General features: G+C 67.0%; 20 protein-coding genes and 1 pseudogene. 4 read left to right on the forward strand and 17 right to left on the reverse strand.

Annotated features, from left to right (window positions below):
- Position 1: 1 nt before the first annotated feature.
- The 3 genes from P7B02_RS03860 to P7B02_RS03870 form a co-directional block, all read right to left on the reverse strand.
- Positions 2–922: a FecR family protein gene (locus P7B02_RS03860; RefSeq protein WP_277784984.1), complete on the reverse strand. Its 921-nt coding sequence runs from the start codon at positions 920–922 to the stop codon at positions 2–4.
- Positions 923–1,405: an RNA polymerase sigma factor gene (locus P7B02_RS03865; RefSeq protein ID WP_277784985.1), complete on the reverse strand. Its 483-nt coding sequence runs from the start codon at positions 1,403–1,405 to the stop codon at positions 923–925. It lies immediately after the preceding gene.
- A gap of 324 nt (positions 1,406–1,729) precedes the next feature.
- Positions 1,730–3,232: an amidohydrolase family protein gene (locus P7B02_RS03870; protein ID WP_277784986.1), complete on the reverse strand. Its 1,503-nt coding sequence runs from the start codon at positions 3,230–3,232 to the stop codon at positions 1,730–1,732.
- Between the two features lie 216 nt (positions 3,233–3,448).
- Between P7B02_RS03870 and P7B02_RS03875 the strand changes: the two genes are divergently transcribed.
- Both P7B02_RS03875 and P7B02_RS03880 read left to right on the forward strand, forming a co-directional pair.
- Entirely contained in the window at positions 3,449–4,447 is a 999-nt protein-coding gene (locus P7B02_RS03875) for an ROK family protein (RefSeq protein WP_277784987.1), read from the forward strand.
- A 9-nt stretch (positions 4,448–4,456) separates the two neighbouring features.
- Positions 4,457–5,671 carry an ROK family transcriptional regulator gene (locus tag P7B02_RS03880; protein ID WP_277784988.1) on the forward strand — a complete coding sequence of 405 codons (1,215 nt, stop codon included), beginning with the start codon at positions 4,457–4,459 and terminating at the stop codon, positions 5,669–5,671.
- Positions 5,672–6,097: 426 nt separating this feature from the next.
- Here P7B02_RS03880 and P7B02_RS03885 read toward each other — a convergent pair whose 3' ends face one another.
- The 12 genes from P7B02_RS03885 to P7B02_RS03940 all read right to left on the reverse strand — a co-directional run bounded on the left by P7B02_RS03885 (position 6,098) and on the right by P7B02_RS03940 (position 22,333).
- Complete coding sequence (locus P7B02_RS03885) at positions 6,098–7,225, reverse strand: SGNH/GDSL hydrolase family protein (RefSeq protein WP_277784989.1); 1,128 nt, start codon at positions 7,223–7,225, stop codon at positions 6,098–6,100.
- Between the two features lie 5 nt (positions 7,226–7,230).
- Entirely contained in the window at positions 7,231–9,540 is a 2,310-nt protein-coding gene (locus tag P7B02_RS03890) for a glycoside hydrolase family 88 protein (RefSeq protein WP_277784990.1), read from the reverse strand.
- A 56-nt stretch (positions 9,541–9,596) separates the two neighbouring features.
- Positions 9,597–11,858 carry a GH92 family glycosyl hydrolase gene (locus tag P7B02_RS03895; RefSeq protein ID WP_277784991.1) on the reverse strand — a complete coding sequence of 754 codons (2,262 nt, stop codon included), beginning with the start codon at positions 11,856–11,858 and terminating at the stop codon, positions 9,597–9,599.
- 73 nt (positions 11,859–11,931) lie between these two features.
- Positions 11,932–14,808, reverse strand: coding sequence for a TonB-dependent receptor (locus tag P7B02_RS03900; RefSeq protein WP_277784992.1), 2,877 nt, complete (start codon positions 14,806–14,808; stop codon positions 11,932–11,934).
- Between the two features lie 458 nt (positions 14,809–15,266).
- The gene (locus P7B02_RS03905) at positions 15,267–15,716 is read right to left on the reverse strand and encodes a PA2169 family four-helix-bundle protein (RefSeq protein ID WP_277784993.1); all 450 of its coding nucleotides are present in this window, start codon (positions 15,714–15,716) and stop codon (positions 15,267–15,269) included.
- A gap of 162 nt (positions 15,717–15,878) precedes the next feature.
- Positions 15,879–16,352: a hypothetical protein gene (locus P7B02_RS03910; protein ID WP_277784994.1), complete on the reverse strand. Its 474-nt coding sequence runs from the start codon at positions 16,350–16,352 to the stop codon at positions 15,879–15,881.
- The gene (locus P7B02_RS03915; protein WP_277784995.1) at positions 16,352–17,674 is read right to left on the reverse strand and encodes a PQQ-dependent sugar dehydrogenase; all 1,323 of its coding nucleotides are present in this window, start codon (positions 17,672–17,674) and stop codon (positions 16,352–16,354) included. Before P7B02_RS03915 ends, P7B02_RS03910 begins: the two co-directional genes overlap by 1 nt.
- The gene (locus P7B02_RS03920) at positions 17,671–18,099 is read right to left on the reverse strand and encodes a DUF2231 domain-containing protein (protein WP_277784996.1); all 429 of its coding nucleotides are present in this window, start codon (positions 18,097–18,099) and stop codon (positions 17,671–17,673) included. Before P7B02_RS03920 ends, P7B02_RS03915 begins: the two co-directional genes overlap by 4 nt.
- A gap of 80 nt (positions 18,100–18,179) precedes the next feature.
- Positions 18,180–18,488 carry a hypothetical protein gene (locus P7B02_RS03925; protein WP_277784997.1) on the reverse strand — a complete coding sequence of 103 codons (309 nt, stop codon included), beginning with the start codon at positions 18,486–18,488 and terminating at the stop codon, positions 18,180–18,182.
- On the reverse strand, positions 18,485–21,022 hold the full coding sequence (locus P7B02_RS03930; protein ID WP_277784998.1) for a cbb3-type cytochrome c oxidase subunit I: 2,538 nt from the start codon (positions 21,020–21,022) through the stop codon (positions 18,485–18,487). Before P7B02_RS03930 ends, P7B02_RS03925 begins: the two co-directional genes overlap by 4 nt.
- Complete coding sequence (gene coxB, locus P7B02_RS03935) at positions 21,019–21,993, reverse strand: cytochrome c oxidase subunit II (protein ID WP_277784999.1); 975 nt, start codon at positions 21,991–21,993, stop codon at positions 21,019–21,021. Before coxB ends, P7B02_RS03930 begins: the two co-directional genes overlap by 4 nt.
- On the reverse strand, positions 21,983–22,333 hold the full coding sequence (locus P7B02_RS03940) for a cytochrome C (protein ID WP_277785000.1): 351 nt from the start codon (positions 22,331–22,333) through the stop codon (positions 21,983–21,985). The genes coxB and P7B02_RS03940 overlap by 11 nt, the downstream gene beginning before the upstream one ends.
- Positions 22,334–22,479: 146 nt before the next feature.
- On the opposite strand from P7B02_RS03940, the pseudogene P7B02_RS03945 reads away from it, so the two are divergent.
- Positions 22,480–23,043: pseudogene (locus P7B02_RS03945) on the forward strand (c-type cytochrome); the annotation flags it as partial.
- Between the two features lie 7 nt (positions 23,044–23,050).
- On the opposite strand, the gene P7B02_RS03950 reads toward P7B02_RS03945, so the two are convergent.
- Positions 23,051–23,770: a cytochrome b gene (locus tag P7B02_RS03950; protein ID WP_277785001.1), complete on the reverse strand. Its 720-nt coding sequence runs from the start codon at positions 23,768–23,770 to the stop codon at positions 23,051–23,053.
- On the reverse strand, positions 23,767–24,489 hold the full coding sequence (locus tag P7B02_RS03955) for a cytochrome c oxidase assembly protein (protein ID WP_277785002.1): 723 nt from the start codon (positions 24,487–24,489) through the stop codon (positions 23,767–23,769). Before P7B02_RS03955 ends, P7B02_RS03950 begins: the two co-directional genes overlap by 4 nt.
- Positions 24,490–24,657: 168 nt before the next feature.
- Here P7B02_RS03955 and P7B02_RS03960 point away from each other — a divergent pair, with 168 nt between their 5' ends.
- On the forward strand, positions 24,658–25,590 hold the full coding sequence (locus tag P7B02_RS03960; RefSeq protein WP_277785003.1) for an iron-containing redox enzyme family protein: 933 nt from the start codon (positions 24,658–24,660) through the stop codon (positions 25,588–25,590).
- The last annotated feature ends 85 nt before the right edge of the window (positions 25,591–25,675 follow it).

Consider the following 25,675-nt stretch of genomic DNA (forward strand, 5'->3'; position numbering starts at 1 on the left):
GTCAGCCGGCGCCGCCGGCCCGCGGCGTCAGACGGATGACGCCGTCGCGGCGGACCACATCGACCGGCAGGATCTGCGCCGCCGCCCTGGCGAAGTCGAGGCTGCGGCCCGTCTGATAGACGCCGCTGACCTTCAGGTCCGCCACCGCCGGATCGGCGACGAGCGGGGTTGCGCTGTAGCGGTTGAGTTCAGCGCAGGCGGAACCCAGCCGGTCCTCGTCGAACACCAGGCGACCCAGACGCCAGGCGGTGAGCTTGTCCATCGAAGGACGATCCACGCGGCCCGCGGCGTCGACCCGGTCGCCCGCGACGAGCACCACGCCCGGACCCGATGGACCGTCCATGCGGGCGCGGCCCGAGAGCACCGCCGCCGAAAGGCCGTCCAGCTCAAGCCGGACGTCGGCGTTCACCGCCGTGGCCGTCAGGGTGCAGCCGCCGCCCTCCAGCACGACGCCATCGGGCGTGAGCATGGCGGCCGCCAGATTGATGCGCCCTCGATCGAGCTGAAGGTGCAGACTGTCGGCGCGCCGCACCCGCACCTTGGTGTCGGTGTCGAGCACCAGACTGCACCCGCCGCCCAGGTCCACGCTGCGGCGCTCCCCTACGGCGGTTTCGATCGTCTGGGATCGCGCGGTCGACCAAAGGCCGATCCCGACGCCCCCGGCGCAGACCGCGCCCAGACCGGCGAACACCGCACGCCGATCAACCGTCCTGCGCGGCTTCTCCGCCTTCAGGCCGGTAGCGGCCGCTTCGAACACCAGAGTCACCCGGTCAAAGGCTTCGGCATGGCGCGGATCGGCGGCCAGCCAGGCGCGGAAGCGCGCCTCGTCCTGGCGCGTGCGGTCGTCGGCGTGCAGCCGCGCCACCCAGGCGCCGGCCGCCTCCATGATGGCCGTCGGAATCTTCTCGGAGGGACGCGACATTCACCAACCTTCGGACCAGGTCGCCAGGAAGACGGCGGCCTTGGCGATATGCTTTTCGACCGCGCTTTGGCTGATGCCCAGCTCCTGCGCGATCTCACGATACTTTTTGCCCTCGACGCGCTGCATCAGAAAGATGCGTCGCGTGGTGGGGGAAAGCCGATCAAGCCCTTCACGCACGCGCTTCAGGCGCTCCCGCGCCACCAGCGCCTCGTCCTGCGCCACCTGATCGACGGCGGCGGATGCGCAGACCGTCTCGAACGGCTTGTGGTCGATCCACTTGCCCCGGCGTTGCTGGTCGATGCCGATGTTCACGGCGGTGCGCAGCAGGAAGGCCTCGGGATCCTGGACGGCATGAGTCTGCCGGTAGCGATGCAGACGCAGATAGGCCGCCTGCAGCAGCTCCTCTCCATCCGCCGACGGCCAGAGCCGGCGCTTCAGGCGGCCGAGCAATGACGCCCAGCTTTCCTTGTCCACTTCCAACATGCGGTCCCCTATCCGCCCTGGCGGAGGACGCCCTCCGACAAGGGCGATGATGGGGCATGAGGCGGCGGCGCAAACCGCCCGACGCGGTGCGCGGAACGCAATTGACGCCGATCGCGCAAAATGACGGCGCCATGATGAAAATGTGAACGATTTCCGTAGGTTGAATACAATCTAGGCGCGTGTCGACGCGGCCCGGACGCAGGGTTCCGGCCGTGGGCTCGGAGCGACGTCGCCGTCGCTCCGATCCGTGGGGAAGGCGTGAGGTGGAGGGCGCCTTCCGGGTACTGACGCCGCACCGTCGCGCACGGCTCGGCGCCTTCAGCATCAGCTGAACTTGATGCTCTGGGCCTGCGGGCCGAAACGAGCCTGAGCCTCGGCCAGCTTGCGTTTGAGCCGGGTGAAATCGTGGCCGATCATGCGCCCGCCGCGCTTCTTGGCGACGCCGCCGATCCAGACGCTGTCGATGTCGCTCGACTGGGCGAAGGTCACCACGCGATCAGCCAGCGTGCCGAGCATGCCAAAGCCGATCCGGTCGGTCTTGACGAGCAGCATGTCCGCCCGTTTGCCCACCGTAAGGGTGCCCGTGACATCGCCCAGGCCGATCGCCTGCGCCCCCATCCGCGTCGCAAAATCCAGCACATCCTCGGACTTGTACGCGCCGTTGATCTTGCGGCCTTCCGGCTCGAGATAGAGATTCCAAAAGCCCGCGCGCACATGCTCGAAGTAGTCGCTCGGCAGGGCCAGGCTCACATCGACCCCGACGCCGGCGGGAACGCCCGCGGCCCGGGCACGGCCATGCACCGAGGCGCCGCGGCCCGCCGAGACATACGGGAATTCGCCCATGGCCGTGGCGCAGATCATGCCGCCGGTCCGGCGAAGCAGGGCCAGCTCCTCGTCGGTCAGTTGATTGCCATGCGCCACGTGGAAATCGGGACCTAACAGGCCGGCGTCGAACAGATCGGCGATGCCGCTGCCGCGATGGCCCACATGGCCGACCGCATGCGGCTTTTCGGGACGATGGATGTGAGCGGCGATCATCTTCACGCCGGTAGCCCGCGCACGCGTCCATTCGGCCTTCACCAGATCAATGGGGTCGCCCAGGCCGGTGCTCGGGCACAGCCCCATCTGCAAAGGTCCCGAACCGCTCAACACTTCGGACTGGATGGCGGCGGCGGTCCGCCAGTGGGTCTCGGTGCTGCGCGCGATGCGCAGGGCATGAGCTTGCTCGAGTGAGACCGTCGAGCCGGGCCCGTAGTTGGACGACACGCCCAGTTGGAACGCGAACCAACCGGCGACGCCGGATTCCTTGAGGCCGCGCGCGGCGCCCAGGGCCTGCGCCTGGGTCGGCTGGCCGTGAGCGAAATCGATAAGGCTGGTCACCCCGCTGTCGATCGCCTGCAGTCCGCCGATCAGGCCGGCCAGGTGATTGTCCTCAGGGGTGAGGCACACGATCGTGCGCATCTTCCACTCCTGATAGGTGGAGTAGCCCTTGGGGTGAAACTTCGTCAGGCGGCCGGCGTCGGCGATCTCCCACACGTGCCGGTGACCGTCGATCATGCCGGGCATGAGGATGTGGCCAGTTGCATCCACCACTTCGGCTCCGCCAGCCGACAGTCCCTTGCCGATCGCGGCGATCTTGCCGTCGGCGACCAGGACGTCGGCGCCCGCGACCTCGCCGGTCTTCGGGTCCATGGTCAGAACATCCGCGCCCTTGATGAGGAGCGGACGGACGGTCTTGGGCGACGGCTGGGCCTTGGCGGGCGCGGCGGCCGCGGTCGCGGCGGCGGCCGACAGACGCAAGAAGGCGCTGCGGGTCAGGCTGGTCACTGGTTCTTCCCCCTGTCATCGGCGAGAGGCCGGCGCAGCAAGGACGAACGAGGTCGCGTTTACCTCACCCTCGCCGCGGGTTTTCCTCCAAGCCGCACGAACGGCCCAAGCGAGCGCGCCGATGCGTCGGCCTTGCAGACCGCAATTTCCTTAATTAAATTGAATTAAATAGTGATCGATCGGCGGAGCGCGCCAGATCGGCGTCGAGGGGCGGCGATGTTATATATCGGAGTCGATCTGGGCGGCACGAAGATCGAGGCGGCCGCCCTCTCCGACGACGGCGCCGTACTTGCCCGCGAACGCACCGCCACGCCGGACAACTACGACGCCGCTCTGCAGACCATCCGACAGCTGACCACATCCGTCGAGGGCGCGGCCCGCAACGCCCTGCCTGCGCTCGGGCTTAACCCCGGCATAGGGGTCGGCGCCCCGGGATCCGTGTCGCCCAAGGCCGGCATCGTGCGCAACGCCAACGCCGTCTGGCTCAACGGAAGAGCTTTTCGGGAGGATCTGCAGACCCTGCTCGGCCGCCCCGTGGCGGTGTCCAACGACGCAAACTGCCTGGCCCTGTCAGAGGCACTGGACGGCGCGGCAGCCGGGGCCGCAAGCGTCGCGGCGATCATCCTGGGCACGGGATACGGCGGCGGGCTGGTGATCAACGGCAAGCTGGTGGAGGGCGCCAACGGCCTCGCCGGAGAAATCGGCCATGTAGGTTTGCCCTGGCCGAATGAAGACGAGGTCCCGGGGCCGGCCTGCTGGTGCGGCCGCCACGGCTGCGCCGAGACTTTCGTGTCGGGGACCGGGTTCGCCCGGGACTTCAAGACCAGGACAGGCCGAAATCTCACCGCCCGCGAGATCATCGCCGCCGCCCAAGCCGGCGACGAAGACGCAGAACAGGCCTTCGATCGCCTGCTTTCGCGTCTGGGTCGCGCCTTGGCGGGCCTTGTGAACACATATGACCCCGAAGTCTTTGTCTTGGGCGGAGGGTTGTCCAACGTGACGTCGCTCTATGAGCGGCTTCCGGCATACGTGGCGCCCTATGTTTTCTCCGATGCCTGGGCGGCCAGGTTTGTCCCGGCCCGTTTCGGAGACAGCTCCGGCGTGCGTGGCGCCGCCTATCTATGGCGCGAGACCGGCGCGGCTGATGCGCCACAGCCGATCGCCCCGAGCTTGACTTTGACAGCGTTGTCCGCTGACGGTTCGCTTTCTGTCTGAACGCGCCAAATGTCCTTGATCCCACGATCCGCCGCCGCCCTCGACAGCCTGTCGGGCACCAATCTGGAGCGCGCCGGAGAGCACAATCAGCGCGTCATCCTGCAGGCGATCCGCAGCGCCGGTTCGATCACCAGAAGCGACCTGACCGCCATCACCGGCCTGACCGCGCCGACCGTCTCCAACATCACCAACCGCCTGCTCTCCGACGGTTTCATCAAGAAGGCCGGCAAGACCGAGGGCGGCCGAGGTCAGCCGGCCACCAAGTTTGTCATTGACGCCGACAGCGCCTATGCGCTGGGTCTCAATATCGACCGGGACCACACCACCCTGGTGCTCATGGACTTCATCGGCCAGGTGAAGGACCGCGTCTGCGTCGAAGGCCACTTCGCCCTGCCGGACGCCGTGCTGAGCTTTGTCCAAAATCAGCTGGCGCGTCTTCGGAGCGAGGGCCGCATCGACCTGAGCCGCTTGGCGGGGATCGGCATCGGCATCCCGGATGATCTTGGCCGCATCCCCTTGCCCAACAAGCCGGCGGCCTACGAGGCCTGGTCGCAGATCGATGTATGCGGCTTCTTCTCCGACGCCCTTGGCCTGCCGGCCTGCATGGAGAACGACGCCACCGCAGCGGCCATAGGCGAACTGCATTTCGGCAGCGGCGCGCCGCATCAGAACTTCATCTTCACCCTGATCAGCGCCGGTCTCGGCAGCGGCCTGATCATCGGCGGCCAGCCCTATCGCGGGTCGGACAACAGGAGCGGCGAGATCGCCTTTGTCAGCCGAGATCTGATGGCCGCCGCAAAAGGCGGCGGCATTCTGCAGGACGAGGTGTCCCTCTACGCCCTCTACGCCTTCATGGGAAAGCGCGGCCTGGCGGTCTCCACTCCGGAGGACGTAAACTTGGAAGATCCCGAGCATGTGGCGGCGCTGCGGGCTTGGGCCGATCACGCCGCCGATGAGCTGCTCGGCACGGTCGCGATCATCAACTGCGTGCTGAACCCCGCAGTCCATTTCATCGGCGGACGACTGCCCAAGCTTGTCGCCGAGCACGTCTGCGACCGGCTGAACGCAAGGATCGGGGAGGCGCTGCCACGCGTGCCCAAGATCGCCCCCTTCAAGCCGGCCACCGCCGCTGAGGACGCCGCGCCTATGGGGGCAGCCATGCTGCTCTTCCAAAACCGCTTCCTGCTCAATCCGGAAGCGCTGATGAAGACGCAGGCCAGCTGATCTGACCTCACCAGGGCTTTGCGCCGGCCCTACAGGGTCTCGGGAAAATTTCTGAAGCGCCCACCCGGCCCCGCCTTATGCGGCGGTCAGACATCCTGCGTTCGCGCTCACAGCTCGACATCATCGAGAGGCGCCGGCCCTGCATCGAAATCGTCCGGAAAGGCGTCTTCTGGCTCCATCGGCGACAACCGCTTCAAAAGCTCGACGAAACTCGGCTTACTTTCAGGTTCGAGGATCAGTCTGTCACCTTGCCTGTGAATGCGTACGCACGGGCCCGAAACCAGAGCCCAGCCGAAATACGAACGGCCCGGCCGCGACCGTTCCGAAACCAGCTTGGCCTAAGGAGCGTCGCAGCGAGCAGCAGGCCCGCACCATGACAACTTCCAGCCATATGCCATGCCGGGTGCTGCCCGCCCATTTGAAATTTCATCCGCCGCTTCGGCGATGGGAGAACACGTGCGGCTGCGCATCGACAGCCTTGATGATCGCCTCGGCGATGATCCGGTCGTCCTCCAAGGAGGGGTGCCAGGCGCAGCCGCTCATGGCCAGCTTGTTGACCGCCACATAGGACAGCCTCGTCTCCCCGTCCTCCTGGAGCTTACGAACCACTTTCTCGACTTGGGCCTGGACCTCGCCCTCGGCCACGTCCGCCGCCCACAGAACGAAGCGGGCCTGCGGATTGAGCCGCCGAAGATCGCGCATGAAGGCCACATAGGTCTTCACGAAGTCCGCCTGGAGAGCCGCACGGTCGGCCCAGGGCTCCCCCGGGGCCAGGGCGGTGGAGAAGTCGTTGGTCCCCAGGGCGATGACGATGAGATCGGGCCGCCATCCCTGCCCGTCGTATGCGTCCGTCGTCTCGAGCAGGGCGTGAGGATAGGCCTGAGGCAGGGTTCGCCCCGGGCGCCCGGCATAGTTGCGCACCACGCCGCGGCCGCTGATGGCGTTGACCTGATAGTCGGCCTTGAAGTGGCGGGCCACCATCGGCCCGTAGGCCTGTGAAGTGTCCGTCGTCGCCCAGACCTCGTCCTTGGTGCAATCGCGCGTGGCCGAGGTGTTGCCGAAGCCCACCGTATGGCTGTCGCCGATGAACTCGATCTGGCGTCCGGGCCGCGGCGCGGCCGCGGCGCGGCCTTCGCCGTCCAGGAAGAAGCCGCCGAACTGGTTGGGGGCCGCCTGGCTTTCAGTGACGATCTCGACCCGAACCACGTGCGGCCCTTCCCCGAGGCCATCGACGCGGTAGCGTCCCGAAGGTTTGGTCAGGTGCGCCGCAGGCTCGCCGTCGACCGTGACCCGAACGATCCGGTCGCCCGGACCGATGTCGAAGAAGATGCGCGGTCCTTCGAACGCCGCCTCGAAATAGACCCCCGGCCATTGATGCGACCAGCCTTGAGCCGTGCGAACCGCACGCCCGATCACCACAGTTTCGGCCGCCGTCAGCCCTTCGCCCGCCAAGGGGGCCGGCAACACCTTCGGCTGCGCCCAGGCGCCTGAGGCCAAGATGCATGAGGCCAACAAGCCTGAGGCGGCGGCGCGCCCGATCTCGCGGCCAAGCATCGCGATCAGCTCCTGATCCGCCAGGTCACGGGCGTCGACAGCTCGGCCGCTGTCGTCTTCACCCAGGCCTCGAAGGCCTGCGGCGTGCTCACCCCGCTGAGATCCTTGGACCAAAGGGCTGCAAAGCCGTAGCGCAGCGCCGGACGGGCCTTGAACACCACCTTCAGCGAGCCGCCGTCGTCCAAGGCCGGACCGGCCACGTCCTCGGCACGGTAGAACAGCACCAGGCCCAGATCGTCGTCATTGAGGCTCTGACGGCCCCAGGAGGCCACATACCCCCAGCCGCCCGGCGCGGGCGCCTGCTGCAGCACCGTCACGCCCGGATGCTTGACCACCCCCGTGGCCAGGGTCGGCGCGCGGCCGCTCACCGACACGTCGGCGATCGTCACCGGGCTTTGAGCCTGGATCGTATAGCGCGTGTCGACCGTGGCCGAGGACGCCGCGAAGCCTTCGGCGCGCACCCGCAGGGATGCGGTCACCGGCCCCGGATTGATCACCGTGGTGGTCAGCCTGCGGGCCGCGGCCTGCATGGCCTTGCCGTCCTTCTCCACCCCGATCGCCCCGATTCCGAGGGTCGGTCCGACCTTGAGGACGTCCATCCCCCAGTCGGCCAGCTTGTGGTAGTCGTCCTTGCCCTGGCCGATCCAGGTGAGCACCGGCAGGGGCTGACGCTTGCCGAAGACGTCGGTGGCCGCCCGCTCATCGAGATAGATCCGATAGGCGGCCTTGTCGCTCTCCCAGCCTGCGCCCTCGAAGGCGACCTGGCCGTCGCCGATCTTGTGGCCGGCGGGGGTCTGGTAAGCGCCTCGGGCGCTGTAGCCGCCATCGTGGTCTCGGGCGTAGAGACTAGCCTGGACGAGATCCGTGAGCGGCGCCGCCTGAGGATAGACCTTAACCTCGACGCTCTGGCGCGCCTTGAGCGGCAGAACAAAGCTCAGGCGCGCGGCCTGCCCGCCCGCGGCGGGTTCGATCTGGGCCGGATAGAGCACCCCGCCGACCCGCACGGACGCCCCGGCGCCAAAGTCGGCGCCCTTCAGGGCCGAGACGGGAATTTCCACCAAGGCTGCCGGGCGGTCGAACGAAGAAGGGTTGGTCACGGTGAGCCCCGCCGCCACGGGCGCAGGCGCGGCAAGCTTCAGCTTGGAAAGCTCCGAGGCGGCCAGAAGGAAGGCCCCGTAGCCGTAGTCGTGGGTGTCGTCATAGGAGACGAAGGCGGGACGGTCGCTGATCGGCTGCACCCAGCCCAGGCGGCCATCGGGGTGGATGGAGCGCACAAGCGCCGTCCAGCCCTTGCGGACGACCGGCTCGTAGGCGGCGCGGTCGAGAAGGCCGGCGTTGATTCCCCAGGACATGCCATAGACATAAAATCCCGTGCCGCTGGATTCCGGCGACGACGAGGCCGCGTCGTTCAGCAATGAACCCGACCAGTAGCCGTCCGGCTTCTGGATCGCTTTGAGCTTGGCCGCCATCTTCTTGTAGACTTCGATGAAGCGCGGGCGGTCCGGATCGTTCTCGGGCAGAAGCGGGATGATGCGGGCCAGGCCCGCGAACACCCAGCCATTGCCGCGGCTCCAGAACAGCTTCCTGCCGGCCGCGTCACGCTCTTCAAAGAACGAGCTGTCGCGGAAATAGAGGTCCTCGCTCTCGTCCCACAGATAGTCGGTGGCCGCCCAGAACTCCTTCTTGGCGAAGTCCGCATACTTGGCGTCGCCGGTGACCTTGGCCATCTCCAGCCACGCGGCCGGCGCCATGAACAGCGCGTCGCACCAGCACCAACGGTCGACGCAAAGCGGCTTCTTGCGGTCGAATTCCAGGCTGATGGTGGAAGGTTGGGCGAGGATCTTGTCGAAGTTTTCGCGCATGTGGGCGATGGCGACATCACCGGCGCCGTTGCGGCGCGCCCAGAAGTAGGTCTGGCCGATCATATGGTCGTCGGCGTGATAGAGCCGTTCGCCCAGCTTCCAGTCATTGCCGACGCCGCGCTGGAGGATCATCTGACGATAGCGCGGCTCGCCGCTCAGCTCGGCGAACTCCGTCAGACCGATGAGGAAGGCGCCCTGCTCCCATCCCTTCCAGTCCAGCGGCCAACGGTTGCCTGTGCGAACCTTGGGATAGGCGCTGCCGCCGGCCAGCTGCGCGATGTGGTAGTCGGCCACTCGTTCGCCCAGCGCCGTGATCGCCGCCTGATCCCAGGGCGTCTCGCCCAGGGCGGTCAGGTGAGCGGCCGCCGGTGCGGGGGTGGGCGCCTCAGCCGCCGCGCCGGCGGCGATGAAGACCGCCGCTGCGGCGATGGAGAGCAAGAGCCGTTGTTTCATCGTTTCCTCGAGGCATGCGCGCCCGCGGACGGGCGATTATGGATTGGACCCGGGCGCTAGGGCCGGGGCCGGAAGGGGTTCGGCGGCGCGCTGAAGCGACGGGCCCACACACCGGGCTCCTGGGCCATGGTCAGCTCCAGGACTCCTCCGGCCGCCAGTTCCTGGTGGGTGATCCAGGCCCGGTCGATCGGCTTTCCGTTGAGCCTGGCGCCGACCACATGGATCGCCTCGCCCGCCCCCTTGGCCGACACCGTGAAGGTCCTGCCGTTCTCCAGCGAGATGACCGCGCGCTCGAAGATCGGCGAGCCTATGTAGTAGAAGGGCTGGCCGGCGTTGGGGAACAGGCCGATGGCGCTCCACACGTACCAGGAGGACATGGCGCCGGCGTCGTCGTTGCCGGGCAGGCCGCCGTGGGTGGGGCTGTATTCTTCCTTGAGAATATGGCGCACACGCTCGGCGGCGCGGTCGGGCCTTCCGGCATGGATGTAGAGATAGGGGGCCAGGAAGTCCGGCTCGTTGCCCTGCTCGTAGCCGCCGCTGTCGAACAGGCGGTCGAGCCAGGAGACGAAACCCGCCTCGCCTCCAAGCTTGCCGATCAGGCCTTCCACGTCATGCGGCACATAGGTCGAATACTGGGCGCTGGAGCCTTCATAGAACGGCGCATCCCACCAGGCGGACGTATTGTCCGGATAGAGATGGTCGCAGCTGAAGTTGGCCATCCAGGCGCCATCGGCGTAGCGCGGCCGGATGCATTTGAGTTCTTCGTCCCAAAGGTTTGTCCAGTTTTGCGAGCGCTTCAGATAACGCGCGGCGTCGGCCTTCTGGCCGAGCGCCTGGGCCACTTGGGCGATGGCGAAGTCGTCATAGGCGTATTCCAGGGTCCGCGAGGCTGACCGGGTCTGCGTCTGCGACATGTAGCCGAGGCTAAGGTAGTCCTTGAGGGCCCGGCCCTGAGCGATCTGATCATCGCTTTCGACCTCGCCGTTCTTGCGGATCGCCTGGAAGGCGAGCTTCGCATCGAAGCCGCCCAGTTGCTTGACCACCGCATCGGCGATCAGCACGTCGCTGTTGCTGCCGCCCTGGGTCATGCCGTTTGCGCCGGCGATGCGGGCGTCCGGCAGCCAGCCCGTGCGCCGATAGGTCTCCAGCAGCGAATTGATCATGTCGCGCTGACGCTTGGGCTGGATGACCGTCAGCAGCGGATGCAGGGTCCGAAACGTGTCCCAGAGCGTGTAGTAGTCCTCGTAGTGAGGACCAGGGCCGCTCCAGCCGGCGTTCTCGCCGGTGACGTCGTGAGGCATGACGTGGCTGCGGTAGAGCCCCGAATAGAAGCTTCGACGCTCATCGGTGGAGCCGCCCTCCACCTTGATCTTGCCGAGCGCCTCGCCCCAGGCTTCTGCGGCCCGCCCCTGGATCGCGGCCAGCTCGAAGTTCGGGATCTCGCTCTCCAGGTTCGCCCTGGCTTGCTCCACGCTGGTGAAGGAGACGGCGATCCTCATGCGCACCCGGGGGTTTTCGCGCGCGTCGAAGACGGCGTAGGCGCCCAGGCGGTTGGAATGGTCCTTGGTCTGGTCACCGCCACTGATCGCAGCGCCGCCGGTCTGGAGCGCCAGCGAACCGCGCGTGGCCGACCACGTCCCGTAGGCTGTGGGCGAGCGGTCGAGCACCGCATGGAAGTAGAGGGTCAGCGGCGCCTCGTTCCAACCGCCGGTGAAGCTGGCCCTGCCGGCGAAGGTGCGCTCGTCGATGAACCAGGTCTCGGCGGACGTGGCGCGAGGCCCCGAACCCATCAGCTGCACGGCCGAAGTGGCGTCGAGGATCAGGTTGGCGTCGGCCCGCCTCGGAAAGGTGATTTGGGCGATGCCGGCCATCCGGCTGGCCGCAAGTTCGACAGTGATGGACTGGCCGGCGCCGGCGGCAAGATCGGTGCGATAGAAGCCCGGCGAGCCGGCCTCGTTATGACGCGCGAACACCAGGTTGCGCGGATCCACCGGTCCCACCGACGGGGTGATGCGGAAGTTGCCGTACTTGCTGTTGCCGCCCGTGCCGCTCACATGGGTGAGGGAAAAGCCGACGGCGGGAGACTTGGAGTCGTAGCCGTTGGTGGAGCCGCTGACAGTGTCCGGTCCGAAGCTGACGAAGCCAAACGGCGTCTGCGCTCCGGGCGTGGTGTTGCCGTTGTTGTCCGACCCGACGAAGACATTGACCTCGTCGAGCACCGAGCCGCCGTTCAAGACGGCTTCGGCGGCGAAGGCCGTGGCCGCGCCGCCGCTGAACATCCAAGACAGGGCCAGCACCGCCCCGAACCGACTACGCATCTTTCCTCCGCCATCCGACAAAAAAGAGCGGCGATCGGAGGAGAAGGGATTCCGATCGCCGCAGTCTAGGAGCTTAGTACCGGTAGGACACGCCCAGCGTGAACGTCCGGCCCTGGTGCGCGTCATAGAGCGGGTCCATGCGGCGCGAATCCACCAGGTGGATGGTGTGCTCGTCGGTGAGGTTCTGACCCTCGAAGGTCAGCTTGAACTGCTCGGTGAGCTTGTAGGTGGCCGAGAAGTCCACGTAGGTCGTCGACTTGGTGGTGTCGATGTCGCTGCCCGTGCCGATGGACGGCACCGAGCGGACGAACTTGGAGCGGTAGTTGGCAGACACCCGGGCGCTGAAGACGTCATCCTCGTAGTAGAGGGTGGCGTTGGCCTGGTTCTTCGACATGCCCACCAGCGGCTGGATCGTCGTGCTGCCCGTGGTGGCGTTGAGGATGTATTCGATGTCGGCGTCCACATAGGTGTAGTTGAACAGGACGCCGGTGTTGGACAGCAGGCCCGGCAGGAAGCGCAGAGGCTGCTGATAGTTGACCTCGACACCCTTGACCGGACCGCCTTTGGTGTTGGTCAGGTTGGTGACGGTGAAGAGGTCGGCAGGGGTGGCCTGGGTGCCGGCCAGGAGCTCGCCGGGCAGCCCCGTCTCGGTGAACGGGATCAAGCGCTGCTGAGCCTGGATGTAAGTCTTGATGTCCTTGTAGAAGTAGCCGACTGACAGCAGGGCGCCGCGGGCGAAGTACCACTCGGCCGACACGTCGATAGTGTTGGCCCGGATCGGTTCCAGGAGCGCGTTGCCCACCGATACGGTGCGGATCGTCGGGTTGAAGCCGCCCGAGGGCGACAGCTGGCCGAGGTCTGGACGCGCGATGGTCTTGGCCGCCGAGAAGCGCAGCAGCAGGTCGTCGCGCAGCTCCGCGGTCAGGTTCAGGGCCGGCAGCCAATCGTCATAGTCGCGCTCCACCGTCACCGGCTGGAAGGTGCGGCCGTTGACCGGCACGCCCAGGGTCACATAGCCGAACGAGGTCTGGTCGGTCCTGGCGTAGCGCACGCCGACGTCGCCGCGCACCGGGACGGCAAGGCTGTCGATCTCGAACTCGGCCTGGATGAAGGCGGTCTTGACGGTCTCATCGATGGAATAGTTGCCGCCCAGCGAGGTGCCGGTCTCCGCCCCGGTGAACAGGAAGTTGCCGGTGTTGCTGGAAAGGCCGAAGGCCTGCTCGAATTTTGCGTGATCGGGCTTGACCCAGCTCGACGGCAACCCGCCCTTCAGACCCTTGCCGAAGTCCGTGACCTGCGTGGTCAGGGAGGCCAGGGTCGTGCCGGCCGGCAGGGTCGGCACGAAGGCCGAAATCGGACCTGCGCGGCCCAGCTCCACGCTGGTGAACTCCGCTTCACGGTACTCGGCGCCCGCCCGCACCTTCAGACCGTCAAAGACGGTGAAGACGCCGTCGAACTTGAAGAGGTTGTTGTCGAAGTCGGTGAACACCTTGCGGCCGCCGAAGGTGCCGTTGACCGTGCCGTCGGCGGTCGCCGGGCCGAAGGTGAAGTTGGCCGGATTGGTGATGTCGAAGCCGTAGCCGATCGTCGGCAGCGTCGGATGACCCCGAAGATCGAAGGTGTAGTTGTTGACGTTGTTGGCGTCGATGCGCAGGTCAAAGCGCAGCGGTTCGTCAAAATCGGTGCGCGAGACGCCCACGAGGCCCGACACCTCGAAACGGTCGTTGAACCGGTGGCGGCCGTTCAGGGTCACTTGCGTGAACTTGGTGGTGAAGATGTCGTGGGTGGAGATCGAGCCCACATCGACGCCGTTGAAGCGGCCGAACAGCACCGTGCCGTCAGGAGCGACCTCGGCCTCCACCACCGAAGTGTGCGGTTTGCCGTTGTTGCCGACGCCGCGGCCGAACGAGTGCGCCATTAGCGCGTCGTCATAGCGCTCCACATCGTACTTGGAGTGCAGAACGTCGAGAACGAACTCGGTGTTCTCGCTGGGACGCCACTGCAGGGCGCCGGTCAGGCCAAGACGCGAATAGTCCTGGGCGCTGCGGTAGGGACGCGGCAGGCGCGGCATGAAAGCGTTGGCGCTGGACACGGCCGTGTAAGCCGCGGCGTTCGAAGTGCGCGGCACGCCGGTGGCGCAGTTGGCAGCGTTCGTGCCCTTGACGGGATCGCTCGCCGGGTTCTGCGGCGCAAACCCGATGGGGCTGCAATAGCCGCCGTCGACGATGCCGTTGAGCACGTTGGCGGGGGAATAGCCCTCCTCCACCGTGCGTCGCTCGGCGTAGGCCGCCGAGAACAGCACGCCCAGGGTGCCGTCGGCGTTGCTCTTGGCGATCAGGCCGGCGAAGCGCGGATCGAACTTCTCGGTCAGGTCGTTGAACGAGCCTTTGACCGAACCGGCCAGGACGAAGTCGCGGTTGTAGTCGAGGGGACGCGGCGATCCGAGATCAACCGTGGCGCCGAGCGAGCCTTCCTGAACGTCAGCGGAGTAGGTCTTGCGCACGGTGAGGTTCTGGAAGACCTCCGAGGCGAAGACGTTGAAGTCGAAGCCCCGTCCGCGGCCGCTGGCGCCCTGGACGTCGGTGCCGCCGACGACGCTGTTGGCCTCCATTCCGTTGACGCGGGTGCGGGTGAAGATGGGTCCCAGACCCCGCACGGTGATGGCGCGCCCTTCGCCGCCGTCGCCACGTTGCAGGGCGACGCCGGGCACGCGCTGCATGGACTCGGCGAGGTTGGCGTCCGGGAACTTGGCGATGTCCTCGGCGATGATGGTGTCGACTACGCCGGTGGCCTCGCGCTTGACCGCCAGCGCCTTGTCGAGGCTTGAGCGGAAGCCGGTGACCACCACTTCAGTGACCTCTGCGGCCTCCTGCGCACGGGCCGCGCCGCCAAAAGCCGAAGTCGCCGCCAGGACGGCGATCGATGCGCCGCGAAGATATTGGATTTTCATTCCCAAGCCCCTTGATCCCCAAGGCCGGGACAAGGGTCGGCTCAAGCCTGCGCCGCCTTCGACGCAAGTCCGCCCCTGCCTTCCGGCTCGCATTTCCTTCCATGTCCGGACTTGGCGTCCGGCTCTTAAGCTCACAGGTCGGATCGTTCGTCCGACTTAATTAAATTAAATTGCTTTTTTGGAGACTGTCAACGCTGTCATGCTAGCGGCGCTGGGATTGCAAGGCGTGAGAGATGGGAGGGGTTAGACGGACGCCACTCATTTGGGCGAAACCGAAGCGCAAGCCAAACTTGGGCGTCGCCTCGGGAGGTAGCAGTAGCTTCAGGCGAGAATGGCCCGCCGGGCGCTCATCCTGCGCCGTAAAGTCCGAGCAGCGCTTATCCGGCGCCGACCGACGCACCCTCCGCAGGCTAGCGGTCAGCTGCAGGAGGATGCGTCGGCTTCAGCAGCCTTGGGCGCTAGTGCTTGAGCATGTGCTTGATGTCGCGCATCTGGTCGTGGCCCGACTTCACCGAGGTCCAGGCCTTTTCGATGGCCGCACGGGTCTGCACGTCCACATCGGTGTCTTGAAGGGCCTTTTCATACTTGGCCTTGATATGGTCTTCGCCGGCTTCGACCTCGTCGACGACAGCCTGGTCGCCCTTGGTCACCGCGTCCTTCAGATTGAGGAACACGCGATGGGCCGCCGCCAGGATGGTCCCGTCATCCTTGGGCTCGCCGCCCAGGCGGCGCACCTCGCGCTGCAGCTCCACCGCGATGGTCCGGCGTTCCTGGGCACGCTGTTCGAAGAGGTCCTTGAACCTGGCGCCGTCGGCTTCCTTGGCGGCCGCTTCATAGCCGTCGGCGCTGTCGATGGTGGTTTCGACCAGGCCGTTGACGAGTTTGATATGGTCTTCGTTGGTGTGCATCCGGAGGCTCCAAATCCGAGATTGGGGGAGCCCTGCTAACGCCGCAGACGCGAGCGAGTTCATGCGGGCTCCCGCCCGGGCAGCCAGCCTCATCGTCGACGATGTGCGCGCCATGGCTGGCGGCGCCATGATCGCCAAAGGCCTGCGACCGCGCCTGCCGCCTCAGGCTCGGCGGCGGCCTACGGTCGAGGCCACAACGGCGGTTCCCGCCGCAACGATCATGGCGTCTTCGATCACGCCTGAAGGCGTCTGGCCGATGCGTTTCATGGCCTGCTTTCGGCCGGCCAGGGTCAGGTAGGCCAGAGGTACGGCGGTCGCCACCGCCAGGAGCGCGCCGGTGCGTTCACGCCCCTTGGGAGCAAGCGCAGCGCCGGCGACGCCCGCGCTCGACACACGCGCGAGAAGCCCCAGGAACACGGTGCGGTCCGGGGCGGACTTCATCTTGTCCCCGAGCAGCTCGCCGACACCCATGGCGAGCCCGCCGAATTTGAACAGCGGATGATCGAGCAGAAAGAGGCGCCCCGGCGTGCGCCTGCCGGCCAGGCGCGCCGCCGCCAGGGCGGCCATGGGCGTCATCGAGCGGGCGCTGGCGACGGCGCCGATGAGCACCGACGGCAAAAACGAGAGGGCGCGCATCAGTTGGTCCCTTGAGGGGCCGCCGGCGCCACGCGCCAGACGGTGTTGGAAAGGTCGTCCGCCACCAGAAGAATGCGTTTGGCCGGGTCGAACGCCACGCCTACCGGGCGGCCGCGCGCCTTGCCGTCCTTCAGGAAGCCGCTCACGAAATCCGCCGGCGGACCGGAGGGGCGTCCGGCCTGGAAAGGAACCCAGACGACCTTGTAGCCGGAGGGGTCCTGTCGGTTCCAGCTGCCGTGCATGCCGATGAAGGCGCCTTGCGTGAACCCGCCGCCAAAGCCGCCCGCCCGCGCAAAGTCGAGGCCGAGCGCCGCCACGTGAGAGCCCAGGGCGTAGTCCGGCTTCACCGTCTTGGCGACGAGATCCGGTCGTTGCGGCCTCACACGCGGATCGACGTTCTGGCCCCAGTAGCTGTAGGGCCAGCCGTAGAATGCGCCGTCGCGCACCTGGGTCAGGTAATCGGGCGCGAGCTGCGGGCCCAGTTCATCGCGCTCATTGACCACCGACCAGAGAAGCTGGGTGTTCGGCTCGATCGCCAGGGCCGTCGGGTTGCGGATGCCGGTGGCGATTGTGCGCCGCGCGCCGGTGAGGCGGTCGATCTCCCAGACCACCGCCCGTTCCTCCTCCACCGCCATGCCGCGCTCGCCGACATTGCTGTTGGAGCCGATCCCCACATAGAGCTTGGAGCCGTCGCCGCTGAGAGCCATGGCCTTGGTCCAGTGGTGATTGAGGCGTGAGGGCAGCTTGGTCAGCTCTTGCGCCGGAGCGGCGATCCCCGTCTGTCCCGGCTGGAACGGCAAGCGCAGAACCGCGTCCTGTGCGGCCACGTAGAGGAAGCCGTCGGCATAGGCCAGGCCGTAAGGAGCGTTGAGGCCTTGGGCGAGGACCGTCCGGACCTCGGGCACGCCGTCGTTGTCGGCGTCGCGCAGAAGCGTGATGCGATCGCCGCCTTCGATCTGGGTGTTGCCCTTCTTCTTGATCATGCCCGCGATCACGTCCTTGGGACGAAGGCGGGGCGCGCTGTCCCCTCGTCCTTCGGCCACCAGCACATCGCCGTTGGGCAGGATGAGCATCTGGCGCGGAATCTTAAGGTCGTTGGCGAAGGGCGTGATGGCGAAGCCGGCGGGGACCACCGGCTTGTCATCGCCCCAGCCGGCGGGCGGCGAGATCTTGATCGGCGGGACGAGGCTCTGGTTCTGCGCCGGCAGGTCCGGATTGGGCCCGGTCTGGTTGAGCTTCGGATCGCTGGCGTTTCCGCAGGCCCACAGACCCGCGCTCAGGGCGATGAGGGCCGCGCCTGCGGCAAGACGTGATCTGATCATCGGGCGTCCTCCTCGGGCGCGTAGGCCAAGAGGCCGGCGACGATCGCCAGGAGCGTCGAGAGGATCGACAGGATCATGCCGAAGGTCTCCACCGAGCTCCAGCCGTCCTGGCTGTGCTTGAAAGCGTTGACCAGACCCAGGCCCCAGGCCAGGGCGAGAGCGATCGCGCAGGTCATGGCGTTGCGGCCGTTGGCGCCGCGGGCGATGGCGGCGGGGACTTCAATCAAGGCGGCGATCAGGGCGAGCGCGCCCGCAACGAGAGCGCCCGTGATCAGCCAGGCGGAGAAGTTGGACCACTGCAGCTCGGCGGTCTTCAGATAGGCGATATCGGTGAGCATGGCCGATGTGAAAAGGGCGATGGGAAACCCCAGAAGAAGATCCCGCACGGCCCTCAGCCATGCCTCCACGCCGCCGCGAGCCGTCATGGCCGCTCCTCCCTTGTGATCTGAACCGTGGAGCTAACCCCGTCGGGAGCCGAAGGTTCACCGGCGGCGGACTTTCGCCCCTAGACGGGCAGCAGCAGCGGAAGGGACTGGAAGACGACGCCGATGGCCGCCACGAGGCCGCCGGTCAGCCCGAGGCCGAGCGCAAAGACCTGCACCGGCGCGTTCGATGCCCGACGAAGCCGCCTGGCGAGCATGACGGCGTAGAGGGCGGTCGCAAGCAGGCAGGCCAGACTGAAGCCGAGCCCCGCGGCGCGCCATCCGTCCGCGCGGCCCGTGGCCAGATCAGCGACGCTGGCCAGTCCGTAAAGGCCCAGAAAATGAAGCGCCCAGATCAAAAGGCCGCCAAGTCCCCACAGCCAGAACCTCATGCGCCCCCTCCGGGCAGGAGCCGCACGAGCAACAGGCTGGCTGCGCCCTGCGCGGCCGTGTAGCCCAGGAAAAGGCCGATCAGTTCGAACGTCGCCGGACGGTCCGGCGTGACGAGCCCGAAGAGCCGGCGCATGAGCGCGAACAGCCCCATGAGCAGCCCGATGCCGGCGAACACCCCTTGCCAGGCCAAAAGGGCGAAGACGGTCGCGCCCTGGCTGTTGGCGTCGGGGCGAAGACCCGAAGACCACCAGGCGCCGGCCTCCACGGCGAAGGCGGCGGCGGCGGCCAGGCTGGCGGTCAGCATGAGCGCCGCCGCCAGGCTTGGCCTGGCGCCTTTGAGGCTCCTCACCGAACCGAAGGCGCCAAGAGCGCAGGCGGCGAGCAAGCCGAGCGTGATCAGCAAGGAGGCCGCATCCGGCGGCGCGCGCCAAAGATCGGGACGACGGCTCCAGAGGAAAACGTAGGAGAAGCCCGCCATCACCGCGACCATCCCCGAGACGGTCAGGGTGATGACCATCGCCCACCAGCCATGGCTCATCGGTCCGCTTACCGAGGTGGGCAGGCGCACCCCGCCGCCGACATCGGCGGTCGCTGCACGATGCGGCCGGTCCAGCCGCCAGGCCCATTCCCAAAGGCAGTAGACGGCCAGGATTCCGCTGACCACGGCGGCGACATAGGCCTGAACGGTGAGGATCAGGAAGAAGCCGGCGGTGAACACGGCGCCCCAGACATGCCAGCTGGAGGGACGCGGCATGCGCAGCAGATACTGCGGCTGGGCGGTGATCGGGCTGGTGACGATGGTCTCGCGCTCGCCGCGCGGCGCGCCGGGAAGGAGGTAGCGGCCAGCGGCCACGTCGCGGCCCAGGCCCTTCTGCTCCCAGACCGGATAGAGGCTGGTGATCACAGGGATGGAACGCAGCGAGTAGAAGCCGGCGGGAAGCCACTCCAGGCCCGGACCATTGAAGAGGTTGCCCGCCTCCTTGTCGCCGAAGGGGCGGAAGTTGCGGATCATGTCGATGATCCAGAGCATGACCGCCAGACCGAAGAGGAAGGAGCCGAACGTGGAGATCAGGTTCGGCAGCTCCCAGCCGCGGTCGGGAAGATAGGTGTACACGCGCCTGGGCATTCCCATCAGGCCGCTGAGGTGCATGGGCATGAAGGTGACGTTGTGGCCGATGAACATCAGCCAGAAGATCCACTTGCCCCAACGCTCGGACAGGGGCCGCCTGCTGCTCATGGGCAGCCAGTAGTAGATGGCGGCAAACAGCGGAAAGACCATGCCGCCGATCAGCACGTAATGCAGATGGGCGACGATGAAGTAGCTGTCGTGGGCCTGCCAGTCGAAGGGCACCATGGCCACCATCACCCCGGTCAGCCCGCCCATGACGAAGATCACCAGCCCCCCTACGGCGAAGAGGCCGGGGGTGTTGAAGCGCATTTTGCCAGCCGCCAGGGTGGCGATCCAGGCGAAGACCTGCACCCCCGCCGGCACGCTGACCGCCGCGGAGGCGGCGCTGAAATAGTTGATCGACAGACGCGGCATGCCGGTCGTGAACATGTGGTGGGCCCACACGCCGAAGCTGATGAAGCCGGTGGCCAGCATCGCCATCACCACGAGCCGGTGGCCCACCAGCCTGGTCTGGGCCACGGCGGGAATGATGGTCGACATGGCTCCCGCCGCCGGCAGGAAGATGATGTAGACCTCGGGGTGCCCGAAGAACCAGAAGAGATGCTGCCAAAGCAGCGGATCGCCGCCCTTGGCCGCATCGAAGAACGGCCAGCCCAGAGCGCGCTCCAGCTCCAAAAGCAACGTCGACAGGATCACCGACGGAAAGGCGATGACGATCATGCAGGCGAAGATCAGCATGGCCCAGGCAAAGATCGGCAGCTTGTCGAGGGTCATGCCCGGAGCGCGGGTCTTCAGGACGCCGACGATGATCTCGATGGCCCCGGCTATGGCGGAGATTTCGATGAAGCCGATGCCCAGCAGCCAGAAGTCGGCGTTGATGCCCGGCGAATAGGTCGTCCCGGTGAGCGGGGGATACATAAACCAGCCGCCGTTGGGCGCCAGGCCGAAGAACAGCGAGCAGAAGAAGCTCAAGCCCCCGACCAGATAGGCCCAGAAGGCGTAGGCCGAAAGGCGCGGAAACGGCAGGTCTCGCGCCCCCAGCATCTGGGGCAGCAAAAGGACCCCCAGAGCCTCCACCGCCGGCACCGCGAAGAGGAACATCATCACCGTGCCGTGCATGGTGAAGATCTGGTTGTAGGTCTCCTGCGCGAGGAATCCCGTCATGGGCAGGGCCAGCTGAGTGCGCATGAGCAGCGCCAGCACCCCGGCCAGGACGAAGAACAGCATGGCCGCGCCGACGTAGTAGACGCCGACGAAGTTGTTGTTGATCGCCGTGATCCATTCCCACGGCTTGGTCGGTCCGCACCAGACCGCTTCGAGCGTCTTCAGCTCGTCCCTCGGACGGCGTCCCTTCGTGGGGAAGCGTTCGTAGATTTCGGGATCCAGCCCCGGGTCCCCGTTCACTTGAGGCTGTCCAGATAGGCGGCGACGGCGCGAAGGTCGCGGCCGCTCAGCACCGGATAGGAGGGCATGCGGTTGCCCGGCTTGATGCCCTGGCTGTCGGCGATCCAGCCGGCGAGCGTGCCCTGGTTGTTGGGCAAGATCCCGGCGCCGAGGGTGCGTCGCCCACCCACATGGGTCAGGTCGGGTCCCGCCAGCCCGTTGGCGTCCGTGCCCCGGATCGTATGGCAGGCGCCGCATCCGGACGCATCGAAGACCTGGCGCCCCCGCTCGATCAGCGGCGCTGTCTGCGGCGCGGCCACGGGCTTTGCCTCCTGCGCCTGCATCTGGCGCCACGCCGCGAAACGCTCGGGTTCGAGGGCGACGACCGTGAGACCCATCAGGGCGTGAGGTCCCCCGCAGTATTCGGCGCACTGGCCCTGATAGTCGCCGGGCGCGTCGGCCTGCAGACGCATGAAGTTGCGCCGGCCGGGGATCATGTCGGTCTTGCCGCCCAGCCTCGGCGCCCAGAAGCTGTGGATCACGTCGGCGCTTTCCAGTTCCAGCACCACGGGCCGACCGACGGGAATGCGGATTTCGTTGGCGTCCTGCAGGACTTCGCGGCCCCGCTCATCGAGATAGGCCACGCGCCACCACCACATCTCTCCGGTGACGCGGATGCGCATCTCGCCGGGCCTGGGCTCGGCGCTGAGCTTTGCGGTCGTGGACAGACCGTAGATCAGAAGGCCGGTAAGGACCACGACGGGAAAGGCCAGCCCCCCGACCCACACCAGACGCTCGGCGCCGACCCGCTGCCTCCAGGGGCGCGGCCCGAAGAGCGCTACGCCCAAAGCGGCCAGAACCAGAGCGAGGACCACCCCCGCCATGACAAAGAGCACCCAGGCCACCGTCTCGATGGGGCCGGCAAACGGCCCCGCCGGATCGAGCACCACGGGCGGCCACCGGGTGGTTCCGGGGATGGGTTCACTGGTCATCGAGCGAATAGAGATAGGCCGCCACATGGCGGGCTTGGTCCCGGGTCAGGGCGAAAGGCGGCATGGCGGTGTCCGGATCCAGGGACGGGGCGTCGATCACCCAGCGCATCAGAATCTCCGGCTGGTTGGGCAGGCGCCCGGCGATGAGGGGCTTTGCGCCGAACCCCGCCAGGTCGCCGGCGCTGCGTCCTTTCGGCCAGGCGACGCCGGGGACCGCATGACACACCGAGCAACCGGACTGACGAATGACAGCCAGGCCTTCAAGCGGATCGCCCTGAGCCACCGGCCTGGGCAGATCGGCCTTGTCGACACACGCGGCCAGAAGCAGCGGCGCGGTCATAAGCGCCCCTCTCATCCTCCGACCGGCCCTGGTTCGCTGCATCAGCCCCCCGAAAAAGCTTGGCTGAACAATCCGTGGCGGCTGTCGGGGTTCCACAGAACCGGCGGCATGTCGGAACCTTCGCCGCAACGACGGGTTCGCTAGCGGTGCGCGCGCCTGCCCTCCTCTCTCTCCTCAGCTTCGGCCTGCTGGCCGCTTGCGACGCTGCGCCCGGCCGCACGGACCGCCTCTTCTCCGCCGACGGACGCACCATCGCCTTCAGCGGGGGCGCCGGCGGCGCGGCCAACGCCTGCTTCACCTGTCACGGGCTGGAAGGCCAGGGCGACGGCGCCGCCGCCCCTCGGCTGGCCGGCCTGGAAGCGGGCTATCTGCAAAAGCAGATGGAGGACTATGCGGCGGGACTTCGCCCGGACGACCAGATGCAGCGGATCGCCAAGGCGCTCGACCAGGACGGCAGACGGGCTGTGGCGGCCTACTACGCCGCCCTGCCGGCTCCGAAGGCAGGAGCCGCAGCTCCGCCGCCGGCGCTCTATCTCCACGGAGACTCAAAAGCCGGGATCATGTCCTGCGCCGCCTGCCATGGACGGGATGGCGAAGGCGCCGGCGCCGCCGGCCCGGCCCTGGCCGCCCAGCCTTACGCCTACACGGTCGAGCAGATCGAGCGCTGGCGCGCGGGCGAGCGGCGCAACGATCCGCGGGGCGTCATGGCCGCAGCGGTCAAGTCGCTTTCGGACGAACAAACCCGCGCCATAGCCCTTTGGCTGTCGAAGCAACCTGCTTCTCCAAGGCCCGCCAACGCCTCTGCCAGCGTGTCCGCCTCGGTCGAAGCCGCGGCGCGACCGGCAGCATCGCGTGAAACACGTCGTCCCGATCGATCAGGTGGTGTTTGAGCGCCGCGCCGGCGTGAATCGGGATCATCAGCAGCAAGGCGAGCACAAGTCCCCAGTGCATCCATTCGGCCGCGGCCTCGATCGCCCAGAGCCGGGTGTTGGACAGGTCCTGCAAAGGCATCAGCGGCCAAGGAATGAAGCCGAGCGTCTCAAGCTGGCGGGTGCGGTCGGTTGCGGAGATCATCGCCCAGCCGCTCAAGGGCAGCCCGAAGAGGCAGATGTAGAAGACGTAGTGAGTGACGCGGGCGGCCAGGCTCTCCCAACCCGGCTTGTCGGCGTCATTGACCAAGTCAGGAGCCATCAAGCGCCAGGCCAGCCGGCCGACCACCAGGATCAGCATCAGTATTCCAACGGCGAAATGAACGTCGTAGGCGGCGACCATGGCGCCGCCGACCGGCTGGCGGCCCATCCAGAAACCCCAGCCGATCTGGAAGATCACGAGGACGACCATGCTCCAGTGGAAGACGATCGCCACGGGCGAGTAGCGCCCCTCGTCATGATGGCCGGCCGCCCATTCCAAGGCTTCCTGGAAGAGCCGGGCGATCACGCGGCCATCACCTTGGCCGGAGCCAGAAGACGGTTGAGGCGAAGCAGAGCCGCGATGAGATAGATCGCCGAGGCCGGCGCCCACATCAGAAGTCCGGCGGTCTGCTGATCCTCCAGAGGCGTCAGACCGAAGGCCGTCGTCGTCAGCAGATGCGGTGCATAGAGCGGCAGGTCCGCGAAGGTCAGGACAGCGCCGAGCAGCCCCATGGCGATCATCGCCGCCAGAAGCACGCCGATGGAGGCCGGCGCCGAAGCGGCGGCGACGGAGCGCCAGAACAGAACCGAGGCTCCCAACAGGCTGAGCTGCATGAGCCAGTAGGTGAGATCATCGGATAGCGCCGCCCCATAGGCCGCGGGCGCATGCCAACCCCATAGAACCGCGGTCTGAAGCGCGAGCATCAAGGCCAGCGGTCCCGCTCGACGCGTGGGCGTCGCGCAGGCCAACAGCGGGGCCGCGGCGCCGACGAGCAGGACGTGGTGGACCGTCCTCGCCGAAAACAGGGCCGAACTCAAAGCGCAGAGCGGCGAAACGAAGCTGATGGCGAGCACGCCCATCGCCGCGATCCCGAATGCGCGTTCGCGCGCCCTGAGCCGCAGGATGATCGCCAAGGTCGCGGCGGCCAGCACCGCCAGCAGGACCGGGTCGAGGTTCCACGACGTCCACAGGTCCGAGGGCTTCGGCGCCGCCCCGCAGTAAGGCGTCCAGACGTCTTGCTCCAAGTCCTCCCTCCCTATGGCTCCAGGCTCAACGCAAAAGGAGCCGAAATGGTTGGCGCAGGATGTGAACAGCGACGCCGTCGGCTTGCCGACAGAGGAACGCCTTTGAAGTTCATGCCGTTTTGTCGGCCACACGCGCATGAGACTGCGCGCAAGATATGGGACATCGATATGTTTGGTGGCGACAAACTGGCCGCGCTCGGCGCCTTCAGCCCGCAGTTTCCGGACGCCGAGGCGCTGCACAGGGGTCTGGCGCACTGGAACCATCGCCGTCTGGCGACCGCCGTTCCCACCGACGACTGGCGGGAGGAAATCAATGAGAACGCCCGCATGCAGCGCATTGAGGGTCACTTTATCGAGGCGTTCCGGGCGATGGTCGCGCCGCTGGTCAGCGACGTGCCCAGCGATCCCGATGGTTTCATCGCCTGGTTCGAGGCTCTGAAGGATGACGGCCCGGGCCAGTGGGATCCTCTGTTCGACTGGCTGGAAGGCGAGGCTTCCTACGAGGATCTCAAATGGTTCCTCACCCAGGAGGCCGCCGGCGAGGCGGGCTTCGACGATCTGGTGGCCATGACCCAGGTGAAGGTTCCGGATCGCGCCAAGCTTGAACTGGCGCGCAACTACTGGGACGAAATGGGCCGGGGCAACGCCAAAGGGATGCATGGCCCCATGCTCACCCGCACGACGGCTCTGCTTGGTCTGACGCCCACCATCGACACGACGCTCTGGCAGTCGCTCTGCCTCGCCAACACCCTCACCGCCTTCGCCACCAGCCGCCGCTATGTCTGGCACTCGATCGGGGCCCTGGGAGTCGTCGAACTGACGGCGCCCACGCGGGTTGCGTGCGTGGACGCCGGCCTCAAACGGGTCGGCGCGCCGCCGGAAGCGCGCAAGTATTTCGCGCTTCACGCACAGCTGGACATCGAGCATTCGAAGGCTTGGAACGCCGAGGCGCTGATCCCGCTCGTCTCCGAGGATCCATCACGCGCCCGGTTCCTGGCGGAAGGCGCCCTCATGCGCCTGATCTGCGGCGAGCAGTGTTTCGACACCTATCGGGCGCACCTTTGGGCGCACACCCACCCGGTCGTCTACGCCGCTGAGTGAGCCTTTAGGTCCAGCGACCGCCATTGCCCCGCCGTCGGCGCCGATCCGGTGAAACCGGCTAGCTGGCCCCAAGTGTCAGGCTGCT

Source organism: Caulobacter segnis, from assembly GCF_029543125.1.
Classification (GTDB): Bacteria; Pseudomonadota; Alphaproteobacteria; order Caulobacterales; family Caulobacteraceae; genus Caulobacter; species Caulobacter segnis_D.